We start from the raw sequence: 16,702 nt of genomic DNA, 5'->3' as shown, positions 1-16,702 counted from the left end.
GGAATTTTTTTATAATACTCGCCAAGTGGAGAGTCCCAGAGAGTATGTGGGGCGAGTCTCTTAGGATAAACTGGGAGGTAAAGAACTAAGATGAATATTGGAGGATGAAAATGCGCCGTTTTGAAAAACTAACATCGATTAGGGATTATATACCTATAAAGAAGAAGGAGTCTGAGGATAAGAATATTGGTTTGCTTGTTGATGGTCCTAACATGCTCAGGAAAGAGTTCAGCTTAGACCTAGACCTTGTGAAGAAGATATTATCAGAGTATGGTAATATGAGGGTTGGTAAAGTCCTCTTAAACCAATACGCTTCTGATAAGCTTATAGAAGCCATCGTAAACCAGGGCTTCACTCCGATAGTCGTCGCGGGGGATACTGATGTTTACATGGCCGTGGAGGCCATGGAGCTTATCTATAATCCTAATATTGATATAATAGCTTTAATGACTCGTGACGCTGATTTTCTCCCCATAATCAACAAGGCAAAAGAAAATGGCAAATATACTATTGTCATCGGAGCAGAGCCCGGTTTCAGCGCCGCACTAAAAAATGCTGCAGATGATGCAATAGTAATAAAATCTGAAGAAAAAACCAAAAAGCCAAAGGAATAGCATGGGGGCCCCTATAATTGAACATGCTCATCAGAGGACCTGAAGATGAAATATTAAAAAAAGAACAAGCCTTCAGGATAATCAGATCAACCATAAATGAGAAGGGTAGAGAGGCCCTCTATGACCTCACAGGCCTCGCGGGCGGATTCCCAATAAAAAAAGAGGATAAAAGGCTCCTAGAAACGTATATTGGACCTGCCATATACGAGGAAAAACTCAAAAGATTGGCAGTGGAACATCTGGGAGGAGAGGAGGTCATAGCATTCAACCGTACAACAGCCGGGATACTCGCCACAATAATAGCCCTAACAAAACCCGGAGGCAAAATCATACACTACCTCCCAGAATCCCCGTCACACCCTTCAGTACCTGAAAGTGCCAAGGTCAGAGGAGCAGAATACCTAGAATTTGATAACATCAAAGAATTTTACACACCCCCGGGGACGAAGCTCATCTTCATAACAGGAGCCACCATGGACCACAAGATAATAGAGATAGAAGAATTCAAAAGGATAATCAGCCTATCAAAGAAGGCAAGGATCCCAACAGTGGTTGATGACGCATCAGGGGCCCGCCTAAGGACGATAATATACAAACAACCCAAGGCGATAGAACTAGGAGCCGACCTGGCGATTACGAGCACAGACAAGCTCATGAACGGACCCCGTGGCGGAATACTAGCAGGAAAAGCCAGACTAGTCAAAAGGATAAAGAGTGTAGCATACAAGTTCGGCCTTGAAGCACAACCACCCCTCATAGCAGCCATGGTAAGGGCACTAGAAGAATTCGAACCCACAAGACTCATCAAAGCCATCAAACTAAGGGATGAAGTATACGAAAAACTTAAAAGATCCTTCAAGGGCTTCCAGAAGACCCCCACGGGTGTTATGATCCGCCCAGAGGAGATAAAAAAAGAAATAGAAAAACGCAATGTTAAAACAAGATTATCCCCACAGGAGACATCATACCTCTGGGCCATGCTACTACTCCAGGAACATGGGATAATAACAATACCAGCTGCTGGGATGCCAGGAGCATCCCCAACACTCAGACTAGACCTCTCAGCACCAGACGCCCAAAGACTAAAACCAGACCAGATAACAAGAATCCTAGAAGAAACATTCCAAAAACTATTAGACACAATAATAGAACCTGAAAAGGCGAAAAAGATACTAGGAGGCTAACCTTTGCTTGAAATCGACGGATCATTCGGTGAAGGAGGGGGCGCCCTCGTAAGAATAGCCACAGCACTCGCAGCCCTAACATCAACCCCAATAAGAATATACAACATAAGGGCCAACAGGCCCAAAAAGGGCCTATCATACCAACACCTAACAGCAGTCAAAGCACTAGCCAAACTATCAAAAGCCAGGATAGAAGGGGCCGAAGTAGGATCCATGGAAATCAAATTCACACCACAGAGAATAAAAGGGGGAAACTTCTACTTCGATGTTAAAACTGCAGGTAGCATAGGACTAGTACTCCAAGCCCTCATGATACCCGCAGCATTCGCAGAAGACAAAACAACATTCAAAATACGGGGAGGAACCGATGTCAAATGGTCACCACCAATAGACTACATAAAAAATGTAACACTCCCATTATTAGAAAAGATGGGCTACAAGGGAAAAATAAAACTACTAAAGAGAGGATACTACCCAAAGGGTGGGGGCACCATAGAAGCGATGATACAACCCATAAAAAGACTAAAACCAATAAAATTGACAAAAGCCAAAATAGACTCCATAAAGGGGATATCACACGCCGGTAAACTCCCATTACACGTTGCAGAGAGGCAAGCCCGGGCAGCCCAAGAAAAATTACAAGAAAAGGGACTAGAAGCAGATATAAGAATAGAACATTCCAATGACACACTATCACCAGGCTCGGGTATAATACTCTGGGCCGAGGGCAACACCAGAATAGGGGCCAGTTCACTCGGTGAAAAGGGGAAACCAGCAGAAACCGTTGGGAAAGAAGCCGCAGAAGGACTGATAAAATTTCTAGAAAATGGGGCGCCACTAGATAAGTACATGGGGGATCAGATCATACCATACATGTCAATTGCAGGAGAATCCATAATAAGAACCGTTGAATTCTCAATGCACGCCTACACCAACATACACGTCACAGAAAAGATCACAGGCAAAAAATTCAAAATAATGGGGGAGCTGGGAAAACCAGCCGCCATAGAATGTCCCTAAAAGCCTAACTTCTTAAATGTATACATTCCCCTGAGACTATCTTCCTCAAATCCCCATTATCTAATTCTAATATGAGGGCGCCTTCGCTGTTCACGCCAACAGCCTCCCCCCTTACAGTCTCCCCCAACTGTTTCCTAATCTCAACATAACTTCCTATAGTCTTTGAGAATCTTCTCCACTCATTTAATATCTCAGGGAACCCCCCATTCTTGAAATCATCATAAACCTTCTCAAATTCGACTAAAAGCTTCCTAATAAGATCGACAGAATCAACTTCCCTTCCAAGCTCCTTTTTGAGGGAGGTGGCCCCTTCTCGGAATTCTTCAGGGAACAAGTCCACGTCAACGTTCGTATCTATCCCTATACCCACAACGATATATTCTATGGTGTTAAAACGGGCATGGGCCTCCATTAATATACCGCAGACTTTCTTGTCCCCGATGAGTATATCATTTGGCCATTTTATCCCAACATCTAAACCAAACTCCCTCTTGAGGGTTTTGGCAACTGCAACACCAGTTACGAGGGTTAAATGGGGTGCCTCTGCTGGTGGTATCTCTGGTCTTAATATTATTGACATCCATATACCGCCACGGGGTGATATCCACTTTTTACCCCGCCTACCACGGCCCCTTGTCTGGGTTTTTGCTATGACAACCGTACCCTCTCTGGCATCGTCCTCTGCAAGTTCCTTGGCTATAATATTAGTGGAGTCAACCTCGTCAAAACAATAGATTTCCTTGCCAATATAACGCGTATTAAGGCCATCCTTTATCCTAGCTGGTGACAGGTTGCCTGTTGGCTCCTTTAATCTATAACCTTCCTCTGATTTCTCGAACTTATAACCCCTATCCTCAAGGATCTTAAGTACCTCCAGGATCTTATCAGGTTCAAGGCCTAATTTTGACGCTATCTCATCTACAGACGCGAATCTTTTCCTGTTCTCATATAGGAACTCGAGGATCTTATAATTCATCTATAACACCTTTTTGTTGGATGCTATATAATTTCCTATTGCCGCTGAGATCGCGGCAACCTTCTTTGGGGGTAGGAATGTTGATTGTAGCCTGGTTACCATCTCTTTATCCTCGATGACTATCCTTTTCATCTCCTCTTCGATCTGCTTCCTATGATGGTCTACAAAGTGTGTGTGGAGTTCTCCCCTATTGAAGGCCTCGTTCCTCATTATAGCCTTATGGAATGGTATGGTTGTCTTAACACCCAATATTATATACTCTGCGAGGGCTCTTTTCATCCTTTCAATGGCCTCTGCACGGTCGCGACCCCATACTATAAGCTTTGATATCATGGAATCATAGTAGCTTGGGATCTCATAGTTCATATAAACGCCACTGTCAACCCTAACCCCTATGCCACCAGGTGACCTGTAACCTGTTATCCTACCTGGTGTCGGTTTGAAATCTGATAGGGGATCCTCTGCGTTTATGCGACATTCAATAGCATGACCCCTTATACTTATCTCATCCTGTGAATAGGAGAGTTCTTCGCCGGCTGCGATTCTTATCTGTTCCTTTACTATGTCCACGCCTGTTATAACCTCTGTTATAGGGTGTTCTACCTGGACTCTTGTGTTCATCTCGAGGAAATAGAAGTCCCCATTGGAATATAGGAATTCCACTGTACCAGCATTGGTGTAACCTATATGCTTAGCGGCTCTGACAGCCGCTGCAGCCATCCTCTCCCTGAGTTCGGGTGTCATTATAGGGGAGGGGGCTTCCTCTATCAATTTCTGGTGCCTGCGTTGTATTGAACATTCCCTCTCGTTAAGGTGTATTATGTTCCCGTGTTCGTCTGCAAGCACCTGGAATTCAATGTGCCTTGGCTTTTCAAGGTACTTTTCTATATAAACTGTGGAGTCCCCGAAGGCGGATGATGCTACCGATTGTGTAGATTCTATGGCCCTTACAAGCTCGTCTTCCTCGTAGACTGTTCTCATACCTATGCCACCACCCCCGGCGGATGCTTTTACCATGACCGGGTAGCCTATCTCCTCTGCGATTTTAATGGCTTTTTCAGCATCCTTTACACCCTCTATTGTACCCGGGACTACTGGGACCTTGGCCTTTTTCATGAGTTTCCTTGCTCTTATCTTGTCACCCATGGCTTCAATAACTGAACTTTTGGGGCCTATGAGTTTTATGCCATGTTTTTCACATTCCATGCCAAGTTTCGGGTTTTCGGCTAGGAAACCGTAACCTGGGTGTATGGCCTCTGCACCAGATTTTTCGGCTATGTCTATTATTTTATCCACTCTTAGGTAGCTTTCGGATGGTGTTGAACCGCCAAGGGGGTGTGATTCATCAGCGTAACGTGTGAATAATGAATTTTTATCAGCATCCGAATATACGGCGACACTTTTAATATTCAGTTCTCTGCACGCTCTCATAACCCTTATAGCTATTTCACCACGGTTTGCGATGAGAACTTTGTTGAACATGGGAGAACACCCTCTCTTTTTAAGATCTGTTGATGATAATTTTTGTGAGGATATTATTTAAAGTTTCCTTGATAGAATAACCTATTAGGGATTTCCCTTGATGGGATCTGTTATGGGGTATAGGATAGTGAAGAAGCGGCATCTTGAAATTTTACTTGAGAGGATACCGGATTATATTAGTCCTAAGGCTGTTTTGGAGCAGTATAAGACGCCTTCGGCTATTGCTGCTGATATTCTCTGGCTTGCATATAATCTTGGTGATATTCATGGCAAAAATGTTATGGATTTAGCCTGTGGTACTGGTATATTTGCCATTGGAGCCGCTATCCTGGGGGCTGGTAAGGTTTTCGCCGTGGACGTTGATAAGGAGGCCTTGGAGGTTGCTATGGGTGCGGCTGAGGATTTGGATGTTAAGGATAGGATACGATTCATAGAAGCTGATATAAAGGATAGTATTATGGAACTTTCAAGGTTGGGAGTTGATACGCTGATCCAGAATCCGCCATTCGGATCTCAGAGGATGGTTAAACGTGGTGCTGATAGGATCTTTATTAGGGGGTCCCTTAAGATTTCCCCTGTTGTTTATTCGTTCCATATGAGGGGGTCCGAGGATTTTGTCACGGAATATTTTGAAAGGATTGGTGGGAAAATAACCCACAGATTATATTATAGGTTTCCCATCCCAAGGGTATATGATTTCCATAAAAAGGATTTTAAGCTTGTGGATGTTATTGTCTTAAGGGTTGTTAGGAACCTTTGAATGGTATGGGACACCCCCAGTTGGATTGTGCCCTTAGTGTGGATTTTCCACATTTTGAGGCTTGTATGGGGGGTTCCCATTGGCAGTTTATTGTAGCATCCGTACTGTCACCAGCTATTGCAGGTCTGCTTTACAGACGACCTGTAGCATCTCCACAGGTGTGAATTCTGGGTTGTCCCAAACCCTACAATACTTATCCAGCCTACAGTCTCCTATGATAGGGGGTGATGAGACATTTCAACCTCCTACTTGGAGGTAAGCACAAAAAATAAACTTTTCCAGCTTTCACCCTCCCATATGGGGGGTTCCCGCCGATAGAGTTAAAATTTTTAGGGAGGATAGTTCCCAGTTGTAATCTAATAGATAGAGTCCAAGTTTTGGGGTTATGGAAATATTTATAAAAGATGAAAATAGAGATTAATAGATGTATAAAAGGATGCTATCCATATTCATCCCAGATACTTTAACAGAGGAGACAAGTGATCCTAAAATAAAAACCTATAAGGTAGGTATAATAGGCCGGGCAGCGGCCATATTCAGGGTCGATGAGATCATAATTTATAGGGATGAAGGTGGGGGAGAGGCAAAGTTTATTAGGGATATCCTAGCTTATATGGATACACCCCAATACCTTCGAAGGAAAGTTTTCCCTTTATCGCCTAACCTGAGGCATGTGGGTGTGCTCCCCCCACTTCGCACCCCACATCATCCAATAGGCAAACCACATGTTGGCGAATATAGACAAGGATTAACCCTCAAGAGAACCAGGAAGGGGACTATAGTCGATATAGGGGCGGACAGGCCAGCCTTATCCAGGGAAAAGCTCACAGTGAACAAGATACTAACCTTCAAGATAATAAAATATGGTAAGAATATAATAGTAGAACCAGAGGAACCAGAAGATGTGTACTGGGGATACAAGGTAAAGGATTCGGGTAAAGGCCTCGAGGAGACGCTAAGATCCGCGAGGAAGGATGTTGTCATAGCAACATCCAAGTATGGCGCGCCCCTTACTTCTATTCTAGATGAAGTAAAATTCAGACTAGAAAAAGCCCATGACGTGGCTATTTTATTCGGAGGTCCTTACAAGGGGTTACCAGAGACGATCAAAGCAGACTTCAAATTGAATACGATACCGGATCATGGAACCGAGACAGTAAGGACCGAGGAAGCTGTACTAGCAACCTTATCAATATTTAACATAATATGGAAATAGAGGAGGTATAATCTAATGGCTAGACATCATCAACCAAGAAAAGGATCACTGGCATACAGTCCAAGGAAAAGGGCTGCGAAGGAAACGCCCAGGATCAAATCCTGGCCAAAAGTCCAAGAGTTGAAACCACTAGCCTTCGCCGGTTACAAAGCCGGGATGACCCACGTTACAATAGTGGATAATAGGAAAAACTCGCCCACAGAGGGCATGGAGATCACAACACCTGTCACAGTAATAGAAACTCCACCAATCACTGTAATGGGTGTTAGAGCCTATGAAAAAACCAGCAGGGGACTCTGGACATTAACAGATGTCCTAGCCGATAACCTTAAAGAGGATGTTAAAAGGAGAATACCCACACCAGGAGACAACTACAACAAGGAAGCAGCCATCCAAAAAATAGAAGACAACATGGACCACATCCAGGAGATAAGAATACTGGCACATACCAACCCCAGACTAGCAGCGCTGCCAAAGAAGAAACCTGAAATCTTTGAATGCGCCATAGGCGGTGAAAACCCCCAGGAAAAACTAGAATATGCACTGGAGTTGCTCGGAGAGGATATTAGAGTAGGTGACGTGTTCTCTGAGGGGGAGTACATTGATTCGATAGCGGTGACCAAGGGCAAAGGATTCCAGGGGCCTGTGAAAAGATGGGGTATCAGGATACAATATGGTAAAGCAGCGAGAAGCAGCAAGGGAAGACACATAGGATCCCTGGGCCCGTGGACGCCCTCAAGGACAATGTGGACAGTTCCACAAGCAGGGCAAATGGGCTACCATAGGAGAACAGAATACAACAAGAGAATACTCAGGATAGGAGAAGCCTCAGAAGCAGACCAAATAAACCCAAGGGGTGGATTCATAAGATACGGGCTCATCCGCAACGACCACATCCTCCTGGAAGGTTCAGTAGCCGGCCCAGCTAAGAGACTGATAGTCATGAGAAAAGGCATAAGAGCACCTGAAGGCGGCTTTGAAGCACCCCAGATAACATATATAAGCACGGCATCAAAACAGGGAACCTAAGGCGTGGTTCACATGAAGATTAAAGTTTACTCACTAGACGGAGAACCAGTAGACGAGATAAAATTGCCCAAAATATTCGAGGAAGAATACAGACCAGACCTCATAAGAAGGGCGGTCATGTCAGCACAAACAGCAAGAGTACAACCATGGGGTTCAGATCCCATGGCCGGCAAAAGAACCTCAGCAGAATCATACGGTGCAGGCCGGGGAATCGCAATGGTACCCCGGATAAAGGGCGGTCAAAGAGCGGCATTCGTACCCCAGGCCAGGGGAGGTAGAAGAGCGCACCCGCCAAAACCATACAAAAACTATCATGAGAGGGTAAACGCTAAGGAAAGGCGCTTAGCCATCAGATCAGCTATAGCAGCAACAGCCAACAAAGAACTAGTCAAGGAGAGAGGGCATATCACAGACAAAATCCCGGAAATCCCACTAGTAGTGGATGATGAACTCTCCAAGATCAAAAAGACAAAGGAGACGAGAAGGATATTCAAAAAACTGGGAATAATAGATGATATAATAAGGGCGAAAGAGGGTAAAAAGATAAGAGCCGGGAAGGGTAAGATGAGGGGGAGAAAATACAGAACACCTAAGGGGCCCCTCATAGTAGTCCACGAGGATAAAGGCATAAGATTAGGTGCGAGGAACCACCCAGGCATAGACATAATAAGGGTGGAGAACCTAAACGCGGAACTATTGGCACCAGGCACGCACCCTGGTAGACTAACAGTATACACAAGATCAGCAATAGAAAAACTTGATAAACTCTTCGGGGTGTGAAGGGAATGGACCCATACAAGATCATAATAAAACCCCATGTAACAGAAAAAACTATGAACTTGATAGATCAAAATAATGAATTAACATTCATAGTCAACCGGGGAAGTAATAGGTCGGAGATAAAAACAGCCTTCGAGGAACTCTTCGCCGTGAAGGTTGAAAGAGTTAACACTCAAATCACACACAACGGAGAAAAACTAGCATATATAAAATTGGCTAAGGAACACAACGCAGAGGACATAGCAGTTAAACTAGGAGTATTCTAACCTGAGAGGGGAGAGATAATATGGGTAAAAGATTAAGATCACAGAGGCTTGGGAGGGGGACGCCAACATATAGGAGCGCCTCCCACCGTTTCAAGGCAAAGATAAAATACAAATCACAGGAGACCATGAAGGGTAGGGTAGTTGATATAATCCACGACCCTGGGAGAACAGCCCCCATAGCCAAGGTAAAATATGACAACGGCGACGAAGACTACATACTAGCACCAGAGAATATTAGAATCGGGGAAGAAGTATACCATGGAAGCCCGGCGCCGATAAAACCGGGTAGCATCCTAGAATTGGGTGAGATCCCAGAGGGGACGCCAATCTACAATATAGAAAACCAACCAGGGGACGGTGGAAAACTCGTCAGATCATCAGGCACCTACGCTTCACTAATCACACACGACATAGACAAGGTTGTCATAGAATTACCATCAGGAGAACTGAAAGCCCTAAACCCGAAATGCAGGGCCACAATTGGTGTGGTGGCTGGTGGGGGGCGTAGAGAGAAACCATTCCTCAAAGCAGGTAAAAAATATCATGCTCTCAAGGCTAAGGGTAAAAAGTCCGTTGTTGTAAGAGGCGTTGCAATGAACGCCGTCGACCACCCCCATGGTGGAGGTAACAGGCAACACCCAGGCAAACCCACAACAGTATCAAAACACGCACCACCAGGAAGAAAAGTTGGCTCAATCGCAGCTAAAAGAACCGGGAAAAGAAGATAAAATAATATCGTTGGAGGTGAGTTATTGGCACGTAGAGAATTCAGTTACAGAGGCTACCGATTAAGCGAATTACAGAAAATGCCCCTAGATGATGTGATAAAATTATTCCCATCTAGACAAAGAAGATCCCTAAGAAGAGGATTCCTACCAAGACAAAAAAAATTATTGGAAAAGGTAAGGAAGGTTAAAAAAGAGGCTGAAAAGACTGGAAGACAACCCGTTATAAGAACCCACTGCAGGGACATGATAATACTCCCAGAGATGGTGGGTTTAACCTTCGGAATACATAATGGGAAAGACTTCGTAGAAGTGAAAATCCAACCAGAGATGATCGGACACTACCTTGGAGAATTCGCACCAACAAGGAAAAAGGTTGAACACGGAGACCCGGGAATGGGCGCAACCAGATCATCCATGTTCGTTCCTCTGAAATAAAATGGGAGACAATAAAATGGCCAGGATCAAATACGCTTATAAGGGAGAAGACGAAGCCAAGATAGCGAGGGCAGCCGGTTTCAGACTCCAAATCTCCCCAAAACATGCAGTGGAAATCTGCAGAGAACTCAAGGGCATGAAACTAGAAGAAGCCAAAGACTACCTTAAAGAGGTCATCCAAATGAAACGACCAGTACCATTCAAAAGATACAATAAGAAGGTGGGACACCGCAGAGGCCTCAGAGGATGGGACAGTGGCAGGTACCCGGTCAAAGCAGCCAGGCACATACTAAAGGTCTTGGAGAATGCGGAGGCCAACGCAGAATACAAGGGACTGGACACAGAAAACCTGAAGATAATCCACATATCAAGTCACAGGGGACAGCCAATAAGAGGATGGGTACCCAGGGCATTCGGGAGAGCCACACCATTCAACAGGCCAACCACACACATCCAAGTAGTACTAGGGGAGGCTTAATCCGATGATCGAAAAAGACTTCGTCACAGAGGGCCTTAAAAGGACAAAAATCGACGAATATTTGGAAAAGGAGCTTGAAAGAGCAGGTTATGGTGGCATGGACATCCAGGTAACGCCACTGGGTACCATGGTAGTGGTCTATGCAGAAAGACCAGGCATGGTAATAGGACGCGGGGGTAAAACAGTCCGAGCCATAACCCAGAAACTCAAAAACAAGTTCAAACTCGAAAACCCCCAAGTAGAAGTTAAAGAAGTCGAAGTACCCGAGTTAAACCCGAGGATAATGGCCCATAAGATCGCTGCAATGCTCCAAAGGGGCATGCACTTCAGGAGAGTGGCCTACACAGCCATGAGGAGGATAATGGCCGCCGGCGCCCAGGGAGTCGAGATAACAATCTCGGGGAAGATAAGAGGTGCCAGGGCGGCTATGGCCAAATTCACAGACGGTTATATTAAAAAGTGTGGCGAACCAGCCATGGAATTCGTCAGAGAGGGATTCGCCACAGTACAATTAAAACCGGGAGTACTTGGAGTGTATGTGCGTATAATGCCCCCAGATGCCAAACTTCCCGATGACGTGGAAATCAAAACACCAAAGATTGAAGAAGAAGTTGAAGAGGTTGAGGAAGAAGCTAAAAAAGAGTGATTGAAAATGGCCATCCTAAAGAGCGATGAGATAAGAGAGATGGACACTGAAGAACTTTATAAAAGATTAGATGAGCTGAAGGCAGAATATTCAAAACATCTATCCAAGAGCGCGGCTACAGGAGCCCCTGAAAGTCCTGGTAAAATGCGCGAACTTAGAAAGACGATAGCAAGAGTTCTAACAATCATGAAAGAAAAATAGAAGGAGACATAAATGAAAATCTGCGAGGTATGCGGTCTTCCAAAGGAATTATGCGTCTGTGAGGAGATAGCAAGGGAAATACAAAGATTGAAAGTGTACACAGTAAGGAGGAGATTCGGGAAGATCATGACAATAATCGAGGGCATCAACGAACAGGAAATAGACATAAAAGAGCTCACAAAGACGCTAAAAGCCAAATGCGCATGTGGGGGGACAGCCAAAAAGGGTAGAATAGAATTACAAGGAGACCATAAAAAGAAGGTCAAAAAGGTCCTAGTCGAATTAGGCTTCTCCCCAGACACCATAGAGATAAGATGATAACACCAGGGAACGTATTCAGACACGAACTCATAGGCCTAAAAGTCGAAGTAGCAGAAAGTCCACACAAAGACTTCAAAGGCCTCAAGGGCAGGGTCATCGACGAAACAAAAAACACACTCAAAATAGAACTAAAGGATGGGAAAGAAATCATAATACCCAAGAACGTGGCAATATTCCACTTCAAACTACCAAACGGTCAGATAGTGGAAATAGACGGGCGAATAATAGTAGGCCGTCCAGAAGAGAGGATAAAAAAGAAATTTAAAAAAATTTAAGGTGATGATAGATGATCGGCATCGACGTCCCAGAACCAAAATCCAAATGTAACGATCCTAACTGTCCATTCCATGGTAACCTAAAGGTTAGAGGGAGAATACTAGAAGGTATAGTGACCAGTGACAAGGCAGAAAGAACAGTTACAGTAGAGAGAAGCTACTACCAGTTCCTGCCAAAATATGAGAGATATGAGAAGAGAAGATCGAAGATAAAAGCCCACAAACCCGAATGCATCGACGTTAGAGTTGGTGACATGGTAAAGATTGCAGAATGCAGACCCCTAAGTAAAACAAAAAGTTTCGTTGTAGTTGAAGTAAAGGGAGAGAAATAATATGAAGGCCATAGCAGCAAATGTCACCAGGGCACTGCCCGTAGGCGCTACACTACACTGCGCAGACAATACAGGAGCCCGAGAACTTGAAATAATAGCAGTTAAAGGCTACAAGGGTGTTAGAAGGAGACTCCCAGCAGCTGGTGTAGGTGACATGATAGTGGTCTCGGTGAAAAAGGGTACGGTGGACATGCGAAGAGAGGTGCTAAACGCTGTCATAATAAGACAGAAAAAAGAGTACAGGAGACCAGATGGGTTAAGGGTCAAATTCGAGGATAATGCCGCGGTCATCGTGAACCCGGACGGGAGCCTGAAGGGTTCGGAGATAAGAGGACCCGTAGCGAAGGAAGCGGCCACCAGATGGCCTAGTATAGGCAGCGCAGCCAGTATAATAGTATAATGGGTGATGATAATGGCTAGGAGAAGACCAAGATCAAAACAGCCAAGGAAACAGAGGAAATTCCTTTATAATGCACCTTTACACATTCGTCACAAGATAATGAGCGCAACCTTGAGTAAAGAACTCCGAGAAGAATACAATAGAAGATCACTACCAGTAAGAAGAGGAGACAAGGTAGAGATAATGCGCGGAGACTTCAAAGGACACCAGGGAAAAATAGAAAGGGTGGACCTCAAAAACTATAAGGTCTATGTGGAAGGTGCCACAATACAAAAAGTGGACGGGACCACAACATACTTCCCAATACACCCCTCCAATCTCAGGATAATAGAATTGAACTTGGAAGATGAGAAAAGAATCAAAATACTAGAACGGAAGGGATAAAAAATGGCTAAAATGGGATCAAGAAAACACCTTAAGCGTTTCAAATCACCTAGGCACTGGCCAATACCACCTAAGGAGAGTAAATGGACTGTTAAACCCTCACCAGGACCCCACTCCATGGAGAACTCACTACCATTACTTATAATAGTAAGGGATATCCTAGGAGTGGCTGACACTTCCAAAGAAGCCAAGAGGATAATAAACAGTGGAGAAATCCTCATAGATGGGCGTCCAAGGAAGGATTACAAGTTTCCAGTCGGTTTCATGGATGTTGTGGAAATACCCCGTACAGGCGAAACCTACAGGGTGGGCCTAGGCGAAAAGGGCACCCTAACACTCCACCCAATAGAAGAGGATAAAAACTTCAAATTATGTAAAATCATCAACAAGACAACACTCAAGGGTGGAAGAACACAACTAAACCTCCATGACGGACGCAATCATATAGTCGATGAAAACTTCAAAGTAGGAGATGTTATAAAACTCAGAATCCCACAACAGGAGATAGTAGATTCAATAAGCTTCAAGGAGGGTAACCTCGGACTAGTTACCGGCGGTAAACACACAGGTGAGATAGGGACCATCAAAAAGATAACAGTTACAAGATCTTCAATGCCCAACACAGTAATCATAGAAACCAAGGATAAAAAAAGTTTCATGACACTAAAAGACTACGTATTCGTCATCGGAGAAAAAGAACCACTCATACAACTAGGAGGATAACAATATGAACCCCATGGAACGAGTGAGAATAGCGAAAGCAACCCTGAACATAGGCGTTGGAGAAGGCGGGGAAAGACTAGCAAGGGCAGAGAAACTACTAGAAACCATGACAGGACAAAAACCAGTTAAAACAATATCAAAGGTTACAAACCCAGAATTCGGCATAAGAAAAAAACAACCAATAGGCTGCAAGGTAACATTAAGGGGAGAAAAGGCCGAGGAAATAATCAGGAAATTCCTAGATGGTATCGGTAACAAAATCAAAGCAAGCCAATTCGACGACCAAGGGAACGTCTCAATGGGTATAGAAGAACACATAGACATGCCAGGGATGAAATACGATCCAGACATTGGAATATTCGGGATGGACTTGTCAATAACATTCGAAAAACCAGGATACAGGATAAGCAGGCGCAGGATACAGAAGAGGAAGGTTCCAAGGAAACATAGAGTCACCCGAGAAGAAGCCATCAAATTCATGAAAGAAAAATTCAACGTCAAAATAACATAGGGTGATAATCCATGCCAAGAAAATACGGGAAAGCATCAAGGAAATGTTCAAGATGTGGCGATCATTCAGCCATCGTAAGAAGATACGGGTTAATGTTATGCAGACAATGCTTCAGAGAACTCGCACCAAAAATAGGCTTCAAAAAATACAACTAAAGAGAGGTAAAAAGATGACACTAATGGATCCACTCGCCAACGCACTGACAAACATCAGAAACAACGAACTTAGAGGAAACACCAAATGCATAATATCACCAGCCTCCAAACTCATCGGACAAGTGCTAAGAACAATGCAAAAAGAAGGATACATAGGCGAATTCGAATACGTTGACGATGGCAGAGCCGGGAAATTCATAGTAGAACTAGAAGGGAACATAAACCACTGCGGGGTTATAAAACCAAGACACGCCGTGAAAAAAGACGAATTCGAAAAATTCGAAAAAAGATACCTGCCGGCCAGAGACTTCGGAATACTCATAGTCACAACCCCAGAGGGTATAATGACCCACAAAGAAGCCAAAGAGAAAGGAATAGGCGGCAGACTACTAGCATACATCTACTAGAAGGTGATAATAATGGCCGTAGCAGCAATAATCCGGGAAGAAATCCCCATCCCAGAGAATGTAGAAGTCACCATAGACGACAAGATAACAGTAAAGGGGCCGAAGGGGGAAGTATCCCGCAGATTCAACCAACACAATATAAGAATAGATAAAGAAGATGATAAGATCATCCTAGAAGCTAAATTCCCACGTAAAAGGGACAAGGCCATGCTCGGGACCATCAAAGCCCACATAAACAACATGATAATAGGAGTAACCAGAGGATTCACCTATAAGATGAAGATAGTCTATGCACACTTTCCCATGACGGTCAAGGTCCAGGGGGACAAGGTCATAATCGAAAACTTCCTAGGTGAGAGGCACCCCCGCAAGGCGAAAATCATAGGAGACACCAAAGTACAAGTAAAAGGCGACGAAGTCCACATAACCGGGATAGACAAGGAAGATGTTGGACAGACAATGGCGAACATAGAACAGGCTACAAAGATCAAAAGAAGAGACCCGAGAGTATTCCAGGATGGCATATACCTAACGAGTAAAGGGTGATCCCATATGAAAAAAAGATTCAAGAGACAAGAGTATGCAAGATACAAAAAATTGGGCGAGAAATGGAGAAAACCCAAGGGCAAGACCAGTAAAATGAGAAGATACGAGAAGGGAAAACCTGCAATGCCATCCATAGGATACAGGAAGCCCAAGAAGGAAAGAGGATTACACCCCTCAGGTTACAAGGATATACTAATCAGAAACCTAGAGGAGGTAGAATCCCTAGACCCTAAAAGGGAAGCCGCCAGGATAGCATCCACAGTAGGCGCCAGGAAAAAGAGGCTAATCATGGAAAGGGCTAAAGAGTTAGGCGTTAAGATCCTGAACCCATAAAAGCCCCCAATATAAATGATTTAAGGGAGGGAAACCCAATATGAATCTCACCACTCAAAAGAGACTAGCAGCAGAAATACTCAAAGTAGGGACAAGCAGGGTATGGATAGACCCTGAAAGAGTCGACGAAGTTTCAACAGCAATAACAAGAGAGAGCATAAAACAACTAATAAAAGACGGGGCCATAAAAGCCCAACCCAAGAAGGGTATAAGCAGTTACAGGTCCAAGAAGATAAAAGAACAGAAAAGGAAGGGTAGAAGGAGAGGAAGAGGCAGCATAAAAGGGGCTAAAGGTGCTAGAAGACCCCGTAAGAGGGAATGGATAAGCACGATAAGGGCTCTGAGGAAAGACCTTAAAAAGATGAGGGATAAAAGGCAGATAAACAAGACAACATATCGTAAACTTTATAAGATGGCCAAGGGCGGGGCTTTCAGGAGCAAATCCTATATGAAAACCTATGCCAGAGACCATGACATGCTAAGATAGGAGGCGATCAGAC

General features: G+C 44.2%; 27 protein-coding genes. 25 read left to right on the top strand and 2 right to left on the bottom strand.

Annotated features, from left to right (window positions below; translation table 11 throughout):
- Positions 1 to 110 precede the first annotated feature (110 nt).
- Genes MTTB_RS05885 through rtcA form a run of 3 tightly spaced genes read left to right on the top strand, consistent with a single transcriptional unit; the run spans position 111 to position 2,818 of the window.
- Positions 111 to 614 carry a TIGR00288 family NYN domain-containing protein gene (locus MTTB_RS05885; protein ID WP_248565293.1) on the top strand — a complete coding sequence of 168 codons (504 nt, stop codon included), beginning with the start codon at positions 111 to 113 and terminating at the stop codon, positions 612 to 614.
- Positions 615 to 637: 23 nt separating this feature from the next.
- Positions 638 to 1,798 (top strand): TIGR03576 family pyridoxal phosphate-dependent enzyme, encoded by a 1,161-nt coding sequence (locus tag MTTB_RS05880; protein WP_248565292.1) that lies wholly within the window; start codon positions 638 to 640, stop codon positions 1,796 to 1,798.
- A 3-nt stretch (positions 1,799 to 1,801) separates the two neighbouring features.
- Complete coding sequence (rtcA, locus tag MTTB_RS05875) at positions 1,802 to 2,818, top strand: RNA 3'-terminal phosphate cyclase (protein ID WP_248564096.1); 1,017 nt, start codon at positions 1,802 to 1,804, stop codon at positions 2,816 to 2,818.
- Between the two features lie 4 nt (positions 2,819 to 2,822).
- Here rtcA and MTTB_RS05870 read toward each other — a convergent pair whose 3' ends face one another.
- A complete protein-coding gene (locus MTTB_RS05870) occupies positions 2,823 to 3,794 on the bottom strand; it encodes a biotin--[acetyl-CoA-carboxylase] ligase (RefSeq protein ID WP_248564095.1) in 972 nt (323 codons plus the stop codon).
- Positions 3,795 to 5,276: an acetyl-CoA carboxylase biotin carboxylase subunit gene (locus MTTB_RS05865; protein ID WP_248564094.1), complete on the bottom strand. Its 1,482-nt coding sequence runs from the start codon at positions 5,274 to 5,276 to the stop codon at positions 3,795 to 3,797.
- Between the two features lie 127 nt (positions 5,277 to 5,403).
- Here MTTB_RS05865 and MTTB_RS05860 point away from each other — a divergent pair, with 127 nt between their 5' ends.
- From MTTB_RS05860 to MTTB_RS05755, 22 genes are all read left to right on the top strand, one after another.
- Positions 5,404 to 6,036 carry an METTL5 family protein gene (locus MTTB_RS05860; protein WP_248564093.1) on the top strand — a complete coding sequence of 211 codons (633 nt, stop codon included), beginning with the start codon at positions 5,404 to 5,406 and terminating at the stop codon, positions 6,034 to 6,036.
- Between the two features lie 424 nt (positions 6,037 to 6,460).
- Complete coding sequence (locus tag MTTB_RS05855; protein ID WP_248564092.1) at positions 6,461 to 7,252, top strand: putative RNA uridine N3 methyltransferase; 792 nt, start codon at positions 6,461 to 6,463, stop codon at positions 7,250 to 7,252.
- Between the two features lie 15 nt (positions 7,253 to 7,267).
- Positions 7,268 to 8,281 (top strand): 50S ribosomal protein L3, encoded by a 1,014-nt coding sequence (gene rpl3p, locus MTTB_RS05850; RefSeq protein ID WP_248564091.1) that lies wholly within the window; start codon positions 7,268 to 7,270, stop codon positions 8,279 to 8,281.
- 12 nt (positions 8,282 to 8,293) lie between these two features.
- Entirely contained in the window at positions 8,294 to 9,061 is a 768-nt protein-coding gene (rpl4p, locus tag MTTB_RS05845) for a 50S ribosomal protein L4 (protein ID WP_248564090.1), read from the top strand.
- A 5-nt stretch (positions 9,062 to 9,066) separates the two neighbouring features.
- On the top strand, positions 9,067 to 9,327 hold the full coding sequence (locus MTTB_RS05840) for a 50S ribosomal protein L23 (RefSeq protein ID WP_248564089.1): 261 nt from the start codon (positions 9,067 to 9,069) through the stop codon (positions 9,325 to 9,327).
- A 20-nt stretch (positions 9,328 to 9,347) separates the two neighbouring features.
- Positions 9,348 to 10,055 carry a 50S ribosomal protein L2 gene (locus MTTB_RS05835; protein ID WP_248564088.1) on the top strand — a complete coding sequence of 236 codons (708 nt, stop codon included), beginning with the start codon at positions 9,348 to 9,350 and terminating at the stop codon, positions 10,053 to 10,055.
- A gap of 24 nt (positions 10,056 to 10,079) precedes the next feature.
- Complete coding sequence (gene rpsS / locus MTTB_RS05830; protein WP_248564087.1) at positions 10,080 to 10,490, top strand: 30S ribosomal protein S19; 411 nt, start codon at positions 10,080 to 10,082, stop codon at positions 10,488 to 10,490.
- A gap of 16 nt (positions 10,491 to 10,506) precedes the next feature.
- On the top strand, positions 10,507 to 10,968 hold the full coding sequence (rplV, locus tag MTTB_RS05825; protein WP_248564086.1) for a 50S ribosomal protein L22: 462 nt from the start codon (positions 10,507 to 10,509) through the stop codon (positions 10,966 to 10,968).
- Between the two features lie 4 nt (positions 10,969 to 10,972).
- Complete coding sequence (locus tag MTTB_RS05820) at positions 10,973 to 11,614, top strand: 30S ribosomal protein S3 (RefSeq protein WP_248564085.1); 642 nt, start codon at positions 10,973 to 10,975, stop codon at positions 11,612 to 11,614.
- A gap of 6 nt (positions 11,615 to 11,620) precedes the next feature.
- Positions 11,621 to 11,815, top strand: a complete 195-nt coding sequence (gene rpmC, locus MTTB_RS05815; RefSeq protein WP_248564084.1) for a 50S ribosomal protein L29 — start codon at positions 11,621 to 11,623, stop codon at positions 11,813 to 11,815.
- Between the two features lie 12 nt (positions 11,816 to 11,827).
- The gene (gene yciH / locus MTTB_RS05810) at positions 11,828 to 12,133 is read left to right on the top strand and encodes a stress response translation initiation inhibitor YciH (RefSeq protein WP_248564083.1); all 306 of its coding nucleotides are present in this window, start codon (positions 11,828 to 11,830) and stop codon (positions 12,131 to 12,133) included.
- Positions 12,130 to 12,411, top strand: a complete 282-nt coding sequence (rnp1, locus tag MTTB_RS05805) for a ribonuclease P protein component 1 (RefSeq protein ID WP_248564082.1) — start codon at positions 12,130 to 12,132, stop codon at positions 12,409 to 12,411. Before yciH ends, rnp1 begins: the two co-directional genes overlap by 4 nt.
- Before the next feature lie 11 nt (positions 12,412 to 12,422).
- Positions 12,423 to 12,743 (top strand): 30S ribosomal protein S17, encoded by a 321-nt coding sequence (locus MTTB_RS05800; protein ID WP_248564081.1) that lies wholly within the window; start codon positions 12,423 to 12,425, stop codon positions 12,741 to 12,743.
- 1 nt (position 12,744) lies between these two features.
- A complete protein-coding gene (locus MTTB_RS05795) occupies positions 12,745 to 13,143 on the top strand; it encodes a 50S ribosomal protein L14 (protein WP_248564080.1) in 399 nt (132 codons plus the stop codon).
- A gap of 12 nt (positions 13,144 to 13,155) precedes the next feature.
- Positions 13,156 to 13,527 (top strand): 50S ribosomal protein L24, encoded by a 372-nt coding sequence (gene rplX, locus MTTB_RS05790; protein ID WP_248564079.1) that lies wholly within the window; start codon positions 13,156 to 13,158, stop codon positions 13,525 to 13,527.
- Between the two features lie 3 nt (positions 13,528 to 13,530).
- Positions 13,531 to 14,250, top strand: coding sequence for a 30S ribosomal protein S4e (locus MTTB_RS05785; RefSeq protein WP_248564078.1), 720 nt, complete (start codon positions 13,531 to 13,533; stop codon positions 14,248 to 14,250).
- 4 nt (positions 14,251 to 14,254) lie between these two features.
- Positions 14,255 to 14,761, top strand: a complete 507-nt coding sequence (locus MTTB_RS05780; RefSeq protein WP_248564077.1) for a 50S ribosomal protein L5 — start codon at positions 14,255 to 14,257, stop codon at positions 14,759 to 14,761.
- An 11-nt stretch (positions 14,762 to 14,772) separates the two neighbouring features.
- Complete coding sequence (locus tag MTTB_RS05775) at positions 14,773 to 14,916, top strand: 30S ribosomal protein S14 (protein ID WP_112093181.1); 144 nt, start codon at positions 14,773 to 14,775, stop codon at positions 14,914 to 14,916.
- A gap of 14 nt (positions 14,917 to 14,930) precedes the next feature.
- Entirely contained in the window at positions 14,931 to 15,323 is a 393-nt protein-coding gene (locus tag MTTB_RS05770; RefSeq protein ID WP_248564076.1) for a 30S ribosomal protein S8, read from the top strand.
- Between the two features lie 12 nt (positions 15,324 to 15,335).
- Entirely contained in the window at positions 15,336 to 15,869 is a 534-nt protein-coding gene (locus tag MTTB_RS05765; protein ID WP_248564075.1) for a 50S ribosomal protein L6, read from the top strand.
- Between the two features lie 6 nt (positions 15,870 to 15,875).
- Complete coding sequence (locus MTTB_RS05760; protein ID WP_248564074.1) at positions 15,876 to 16,202, top strand: 50S ribosomal protein L32e; 327 nt, start codon at positions 15,876 to 15,878, stop codon at positions 16,200 to 16,202.
- Between the two features lie 40 nt (positions 16,203 to 16,242).
- On the top strand, positions 16,243 to 16,689 hold the full coding sequence (locus MTTB_RS05755) for a 50S ribosomal protein L19e (protein ID WP_248564073.1): 447 nt from the start codon (positions 16,243 to 16,245) through the stop codon (positions 16,687 to 16,689).
- Positions 16,690 to 16,702 lie beyond the last annotated feature (13 nt).

The organism is Methanothermobacter tenebrarum (assembly GCF_023167465.1).
GTDB classification, from domain to species: Archaea; Methanobacteriota; Methanobacteria; order Methanobacteriales; family DSM-23052; genus Methanothermobacter_A; species Methanothermobacter_A tenebrarum.
Note: the sequence above shows the minus strand (reverse complement) of the source record. Positions and strands in the feature narration are given on the sequence as shown.

Coding starts and splice junctions, on each gene's coding strand:
- rpl4p (WP_248564090.1), top strand. CDS start 8,294: ATGAAGATTAAAGTTTACTCACTAGACGGAGAACCAGTAGACGAGATA.
- yciH (WP_248564083.1), top strand. CDS start 11,828: ATGAAAATCTGCGAGGTATGCGGTCTTCCAAAGGAATTATGCGTCTGT.
- MTTB_RS05770 (WP_248564076.1), top strand. CDS start 14,931: ATGACACTAATGGATCCACTCGCCAACGCACTGACAAACATCAGAAAC.
- MTTB_RS05835 (WP_248564088.1), top strand. CDS start 9,348: ATGGGTAAAAGATTAAGATCACAGAGGCTTGGGAGGGGGACGCCAACA.
- MTTB_RS05840 (WP_248564089.1), top strand. CDS start 9,067: ATGGACCCATACAAGATCATAATAAAACCCCATGTAACAGAAAAAACT.
- MTTB_RS05785 (WP_248564078.1), top strand. CDS start 13,531: ATGGCTAAAATGGGATCAAGAAAACACCTTAAGCGTTTCAAATCACCT.
- rplV (WP_248564086.1), top strand. CDS start 10,507: ATGGCCAGGATCAAATACGCTTATAAGGGAGAAGACGAAGCCAAGATA.
- MTTB_RS05880 (WP_248565292.1), top strand. CDS start 638: ATGCTCATCAGAGGACCTGAAGATGAAATATTAAAAAAAGAACAAGCC.
- MTTB_RS05795 (WP_248564080.1), top strand. CDS start 12,745: ATGAAGGCCATAGCAGCAAATGTCACCAGGGCACTGCCCGTAGGCGCT.
- MTTB_RS05780 (WP_248564077.1), top strand. CDS start 14,255: ATGAACCCCATGGAACGAGTGAGAATAGCGAAAGCAACCCTGAACATA.
- MTTB_RS05775 (WP_112093181.1), top strand. CDS start 14,773: ATGCCAAGAAAATACGGGAAAGCATCAAGGAAATGTTCAAGATGTGGC.
- MTTB_RS05755 (WP_248564073.1), top strand. CDS start 16,243: ATGAATCTCACCACTCAAAAGAGACTAGCAGCAGAAATACTCAAAGTA.
- MTTB_RS05765 (WP_248564075.1), top strand. CDS start 15,336: ATGGCCGTAGCAGCAATAATCCGGGAAGAAATCCCCATCCCAGAGAAT.
- MTTB_RS05855 (WP_248564092.1), top strand. CDS start 6,461: ATGTATAAAAGGATGCTATCCATATTCATCCCAGATACTTTAACAGAG.
- MTTB_RS05870 (WP_248564095.1), bottom strand. CDS start 3,794: ATGAATTATAAGATCCTCGAGTTCCTATATGAGAACAGGAAAAGATTC.
- MTTB_RS05865 (WP_248564094.1), bottom strand. CDS start 5,276: ATGTTCAACAAAGTTCTCATCGCAAACCGTGGTGAAATAGCTATAAGG.
- MTTB_RS05820 (WP_248564085.1), top strand. CDS start 10,973: ATGATCGAAAAAGACTTCGTCACAGAGGGCCTTAAAAGGACAAAAATC.
- rpl3p (WP_248564091.1), top strand. CDS start 7,268: ATGGCTAGACATCATCAACCAAGAAAAGGATCACTGGCATACAGTCCA.
- MTTB_RS05800 (WP_248564081.1), top strand. CDS start 12,423: ATGATCGGCATCGACGTCCCAGAACCAAAATCCAAATGTAACGATCCT.
- MTTB_RS05760 (WP_248564074.1), top strand. CDS start 15,876: ATGAAAAAAAGATTCAAGAGACAAGAGTATGCAAGATACAAAAAATTG.
- rpmC (WP_248564084.1), top strand. CDS start 11,621: ATGGCCATCCTAAAGAGCGATGAGATAAGAGAGATGGACACTGAAGAA.
- MTTB_RS05885 (WP_248565293.1), top strand. CDS start 111: ATGCGCCGTTTTGAAAAACTAACATCGATTAGGGATTATATACCTATA.
- rplX (WP_248564079.1), top strand. CDS start 13,156: ATGGCTAGGAGAAGACCAAGATCAAAACAGCCAAGGAAACAGAGGAAA.
- rnp1 (WP_248564082.1), top strand. CDS start 12,130: ATGATAACACCAGGGAACGTATTCAGACACGAACTCATAGGCCTAAAA.